General features: G+C 52.0%; 1 rRNA gene. It reads left to right on the top strand.

Features of this window, described 5'->3' with window-relative positions:
* Nucleotides 1-109 precede the first annotated feature (109 nt).
* Nucleotides 110-563, top strand: a 16S ribosomal RNA gene (locus AC1MDE_RS25815); the annotation flags it as partial.

The raw sequence follows: 563 nt of genomic DNA, 5'->3' as shown, positions 1-563 counted from the left end.
CGTCTCCGGACGTAAAAAATATCAAGTCTCACGAGTGAACACATAATGAAATTCATTATGACGTTTTACAGATGAGCATCGCTGAACTTGTTTCAGCAAATCAAACTTTAAATTGAAGAGTTTGATCATGGCTCAGATTGAACGCTGGCGGCAGGCCTAACACATGCAAGTCGAACGGTAGCACAGAGAGCTTGCTCTCGGGTGACGAGTGGCGGACGGGTGAGTAATGTCTGGGAAACTGCCCGATGGAGGGGGATAACTACTGGAAACGGTAGCTAATACCGCATAACGTCTTCGGACCAAAGTGGGGGACCTTCGGGCCTCACACCATCGGATGTGCCCAGATGGGATTAGCTAGTAGGTGGGGTAATGGCTCACCTAGGCGACGATCCCTAGCTGGTCTGAGAGGATGACCAGCCACACTGGAACTGAGACACGGTCCAGACTCCTACGGGAGGCAGCAGTGGGGAATATTGCACAATGGGCGCAAGCCTGATGCAGCCATGCCGCGTGTATGAAGAAGGCCTTCGGGTTGTAAAGTACTTTCAGCGGGGAGGAAGGCG

This window comes from Pantoea folii (assembly GCF_056678875.1).
Note: the sequence above shows the minus strand (reverse complement) of the source record. Positions and strands in the feature narration are given on the sequence as shown.